At 55.1% G+C, this 4,874-nt stretch carries 5 protein-coding genes; 2 read left to right on the forward strand and 3 right to left on the reverse strand.

Annotated features, from left to right (window positions below):
* Window positions 1–563: 563 nt before the first annotated feature.
* The gene (locus BP858_RS00960) at window positions 564–824 is read right to left on the reverse strand and encodes an RNA recognition motif domain-containing protein (protein ID WP_062265537.1); all 261 of its coding nucleotides are present in this window, start codon (window positions 822–824) and stop codon (window positions 564–566) included.
* 495 nt (window positions 825–1,319) lie between these two features.
* Between BP858_RS00960 and eif1A the strand changes: the two genes are divergently transcribed.
* The gene (gene eif1A, locus BP858_RS00965; RefSeq protein ID WP_074175412.1) at window positions 1,320–1,637 is read left to right on the forward strand and encodes a translation initiation factor eIF-1A; all 318 of its coding nucleotides are present in this window, start codon (window positions 1,320–1,322) and stop codon (window positions 1,635–1,637) included.
* A 147-nt stretch (window positions 1,638–1,784) separates the two neighbouring features.
* Here eif1A and BP858_RS00970 read toward each other — a convergent pair whose 3' ends face one another.
* The gene (locus BP858_RS00970) at window positions 1,785–2,363 is read right to left on the reverse strand and encodes a DUF2121 domain-containing protein (protein ID WP_074175411.1); all 579 of its coding nucleotides are present in this window, start codon (window positions 2,361–2,363) and stop codon (window positions 1,785–1,787) included.
* A gap of 343 nt (window positions 2,364–2,706) precedes the next feature.
* Between BP858_RS00970 and BP858_RS00975 the strand changes: the two genes are divergently transcribed.
* Window positions 2,707–3,156 (forward strand): DUF2795 domain-containing protein, encoded by a 450-nt coding sequence (locus BP858_RS00975; RefSeq protein ID WP_014868172.1) that lies wholly within the window; start codon window positions 2,707–2,709, stop codon window positions 3,154–3,156.
* Window positions 3,157–3,841: 685 nt separating this feature from the next.
* Here the strand turns inward: BP858_RS00975 and BP858_RS00980 are convergent.
* Window positions 3,842–4,624 (reverse strand): hypothetical protein, encoded by a 783-nt coding sequence (locus BP858_RS00980; protein ID WP_286878598.1) that lies wholly within the window; start codon window positions 4,622–4,624, stop codon window positions 3,842–3,844.
* Window positions 4,625–4,874: the final 250 nt, after the last annotated feature.

Here is a 4,874-nt window from a genome sequence, read left to right on the forward strand (position 1 = left end):
TGGAGCCTTCATCTGTCAGGTGGTATGCCGTCACTTTCGCGACATACAAGAAGATCACCCTGCCGGAGGCCCCGAGGTCGACCTCCTGGATAGCATCTGCTCCTGGAACCAGCGGTCTGCCCCGGTGGAGGCTACCGGGCCCGTATCGCCGTGGAAGATATGAACCCTCCCTGCAGGGATATGGTAGACGAGACCTCCAACCACGGTCCACTGCGCGGGGGAGAGGCTGTTTTTATCGATGCCGCCTCTCGCTCTGCCTCATGGGGCTTCACGAGGGTTGTGAGAGAAATGCCGACCCGGAACTCTTACTGAGGAGAGTCAGATATCCCTTCAGCACGCCGCTTTTCGTCGGCTCAGCCTGGAGCACTGTCCCACAGGCTCATATTGCTTTGCTCATCCTCCCCCGCACCCCGCCCCCGGTGGAATACCCGGTCGCACAGGACAGGACAACGACAGAAAACGATACAACATCGCGCGTACAGGATCGATCAGAGGCGGGGGATTCCCTGACTCTGATCTTCCAAAAAAGTAGTATTCGGGTTACTGTTCAGCCGAATAAGAACTTAATACCGACGGAAGTCGCTTCTTGGTCTCGGAGGCCGAGCCTCGTCGATCCTTAAGGTGCGACCTTCGAACACAGTATTGTTCAGGGCTTCTTTTGCCTTCTCAGCCTCTTCAGGGCTGGACATTTCAACGAACCCGAACCCTTTGCGTTCAATGACTCTGACGTCGTTTACCGTCCCGTACGGGGCAAATAATTCTTTCAACTGCTCTTCATTTACCGAGTAGGTGAGGTTTCCGACGTACAGCTTGCTGCTTTCCATTCAAAGATCCTCTTCACTCATGTACATTCAAACCTTAATTACCCTTCGGACGAAACCGCGGTCGCTACCGGGGGCAACCGTATGGCCTTGAGCACAGATCTAACTGCGATTGCACTTACGGAAAACAGTGTTCACCGCATCCACCCCGGTGAGTAACACGGTTGCGCACTTTGAAGGAGATGACCATGCATAAAGAATCCTGTACAGGGCACTGTATTCCACCCGGGTCTGGAGAGAGGTGTCCGCAGTCATGCAACAGACCCGCCTCCCCTGAGATGAAGCACGGTGTGATGACGACAGGCAGTGCTGGTTTCCGGTATGGGGCCATCCGGGCATCTTCCTTCCCACCCTGCACACGCCCGACCCCTCAACAAACCAGAATTAAATGGCCTCTCGGGACAGATACATTAATAGTGGCCCAGGTCATTGGTATACACCACCAGCAAAATACGCAGGCGGGGCCTAATGTTACCCGCCTGTCACGGAGTTGATTAACTGAGTAATAGACGAGGATCACAAAAAGGCGGAAGCGGAGAGATAGTACGAGTACGGTTACCGAAAAGACGAAACCGGGAGATATTCGCCCGGGCTGATCTGATGCTCGGGGCAAACCACATACGGGTCCGTTGTGAGGACGGTGTTACACGGACCGGGCGGATCAAGGGCAAGATCAAGAAGCGCCTCTGGATACGTGAAGGGGATCTTCTTATCGTCGTTCCCTGGAGTTTCCAGGACGAGAAGTGTGATATCGTCTACCGCTACGTCAGGGCTCAGGTAGACTGGCTCAAGAGGCGTAACCTCCTTAACCAATAATTTTAACCAATAATTTTTCCATATATCACATTTTTGCGGTCGAGATACCGTTGCCGTCTCCGGCAGGGCTCCACGCCCCCAATTCAGGGAGTGGCGGGAAACCCCGTGGGTGTATACCGGGATACTTAGTCCACCCGGAGAGAGCATTCATCCCCGGGAATCCTGCTCTATAGCACTGCTGAGATTGGCCGCGAGTTCGGTATGCACCAGAATGAACGTTCTGCTCACCGATGCCGTCACGCTCGCCGCTATCTGCATGGTGAGCATGATGAGCCGAATAGCGTCTGAAATCGTTCCTCCCTCCCATGCCCCCTGGATGCATTGATTAGCAATCTGCTTCGTGATGTTGTTTCCAAGCACCACGAAGTTGCTTGCACTGCCCCTCCTGGTCACCCGTAACCGGGAATCGATAACCTCGGCGATCACGTAACTCCCTTTCGTGACATAGAGCCTCTTCCTCGCAACTGCCAATCCATCGGTCTCAGTTACCTCGCCGATGAGCACCCCGTCCCGCTGCAAAACCTTGGCTTTATCGTCCCTGACCCTGATCGTCACCCCGATCTCGCTCGCCCGCTCCTTCAGCTCATCGTCAGAGGCGATCAAGCCGTTGTAGAGCTCGCGCTCCAGTTCTTCGATGCAGGAATCGTCCCCCAAAAACGCGATCTCCCGCATGTCCCCGGCCATTACGGCTCCCTGTTTTCCAATAAATGCGATCACGAGAGTCATCAGGCAAACCTCCCACCCCGGCATAACAAAACTCCGGGGATTTCTACGCATCCATCCACTGTCGCCCACCCTGTATCAATGTATTGCTGATGGTCCGGCGGACTCAGCATCTCCTCGTTCAAGAGAGCGATGCCGCCCATGCTATTGCCTCTGCCTGTGACCGGGTCCGCTGATTGCTCGGTCGGCCGCACCTGTCGGTGAACACAGAGGCACAGAGAGGGGTTTTCTCGGATTCGTGCGCAGGTTATGAGGATGACCTTCAGCACCAACCATGACGGGCATCCATACTAATCTTTTTATATTATTTGCCCCATTCACCCGCCGTCACAGGAGGCGAATTCGAATGGTAGAGGCACGGTTTAAGGTGAGCCCGGCGGTGGTTGAGAAGTATCTGGCCGGGGTAGATTACCCGGCGAGCAGGCAGGACTTGATCGATAAGGCAAAGAAGAACAAGGCGGACAGGGATGTCATGGATATCCTCGATAACCTGCCTGACCAGACCTACCACTCGCCGATCGATGTCAGCAAAGCGATGGCCAGGGAGGAGACCGGGCCAACCCGGGCGCCGACGGAGGAGCGGGCTGCAGAGATGGGCAAGAAGGCATCGGTCAGCGTGGCCCAGGTGCAGAAGTACCTTCGGGGTATGGACTATCCTGCCGGCAAGAAGGAGGTCGTCAACCAGGCGCAGAAGAACAATGCACCCGGTGACGTGCTCGATATCCTGAGGAGGATCAAGGACCGGGAGTTCCATTCCGCCGCCGACGTGAGCAAGGCCCTCGGCGAGGTCATGTGAGCGGCACCGGGTCTGCACGGACGATGGTGAAATGCGGTCCGGCCAGCAGGCACCGGCCGGACAACACCCTATTTATATTGGCGGATCCGCGCTGTCGTGAGCGGCAGGAAAACTCCCACGGGACCCGGGCGTTATCTGGAAGGCGTCCTAAACACCCATGACGCTGCGTCTAACAGGCAAAATTCTCTCCCCCACGTGACTTTGAGGTCGTCCCAAAACGCCTCTTCCGGGAGGGGGACCCCCCCTCCCGGTCCCTCCCCCGCGTGGCGATACCCAATGGAAAGCCGTTTTAACATCTTGACCTCGGTTACGGCCCAGATGATAGAAACCTTGAATATAAGTGTCCCAATCAGGATGTACCGGAGGTTCGCGGACCTTTTTGGGACGAACTCTATTAGACCCGAAAGGTCAAGTGGATCTGGTCATCCCGAACAGATTCCTGATCTTTGAGGCTGGCAAGTGGTGAGGCTTTCGGAAAAGGGTTATTTTTGGGAATTTTTTGCGGCAGCGGACATTGCCCGTGACTTGAACCCCTGGTTGGTGCCACCCCGGTCGGCGGCGGCCTGAACTCGGCGTGCCGCACCGGGTGTTATGGATCCTTTCTTACCCACATGTCTCACCTCCATCAGAGGATCTCAATGGGAACTACTTGAGAGTGTCTGGAAACTGTTTTCCTGCTCTGAAACTATTCTGCTCCCATTGCAACATCCCGATCCTCGGTCTGTAATACCTTCCAGGCAAACTCGCCATGCAGCGTCAATCGGTACTGTTTCGCCTTTCTACTGTTGCGGCAGAATGACTCTTCGATGAGGTTCCACCCAATGAGCTGCTGCAAGATCTTTGTAATTGTGCCGCGGTTTGGAATGCGGGTAATCCCGTGGTCACCTGAGAACCGCGAAGGCCGGTACTGTTTCTCCAGTTCTCTGCCAAATTCCTGCCGGGGAGTCCAGCTGCCTGTGCCCTTATGCGAAAGGATTGATAGAGCAGTTGTGTAGTTTGGGTTCCTTCTGACGTCATCCAGATGCATTCTTGGTATGAGAACCTGTTCGATGCAGTCGTTTGCCGGTGTCAGGTAAATCCGGGCGTCAAGCCAGAGAGCCATGATGAAGAGGGAGAGGGAGAGCATCTTTGTCCCTCCGCTCAGGTTGAACGAGCAGCGCGCCTCAGGGTACTGGCGGGTAGTCGCGAGGAGGGCGTCACGGATGGGGTGGATCGTTGTATCAGGTGTCCGTATTGCGGCGAATGAGATTGCCAGTGGTTTGCAAATTGCCCGCACATCTTCGATAGCCTGGCGGATCTGTGGTTTTACCGACCTCAGGTGTTCGGGGTCGTCAGGCAGGTCGTGATAGACCCCTTCTTCGACCACGATGAACGTATGGGTGATTTCTTCGAGGCTTTTCACGCAGATAGGGAAGGTCTGGTTGATACGCTCCCCTGCACTCATGAAGAGAAGGTGCGGACGGCCCATACGGAGAAGATGTATCAGGGTTGTTTAATTTGTTTCCGGTTTTAACAACAATTTCAAAGAAGGGTGATGATATGCTCTTCCAGAATCGTAATGCATGCCTGCACATTCTGCCATCCGGTCCGTCAACTGGCACCTGATCTCTGCCTGCAACTACTCCTGCCGTTTCTGTTTTGCCCGGAACCTTGGTGAACAACCGGTGCCATTCTCCGAAGGTCTTACGATCCTCGCGCATCTTGCAGATGCAGGAATG

Origin of the sequence: Methanoculleus sp. UBA413, assembly GCF_002502935.1 — an archaeon.
In the GTDB taxonomy this organism is placed as follows: Archaea; Halobacteriota; Methanomicrobia; order Methanomicrobiales; family Methanoculleaceae; genus Methanoculleus; species Methanoculleus bourgensis.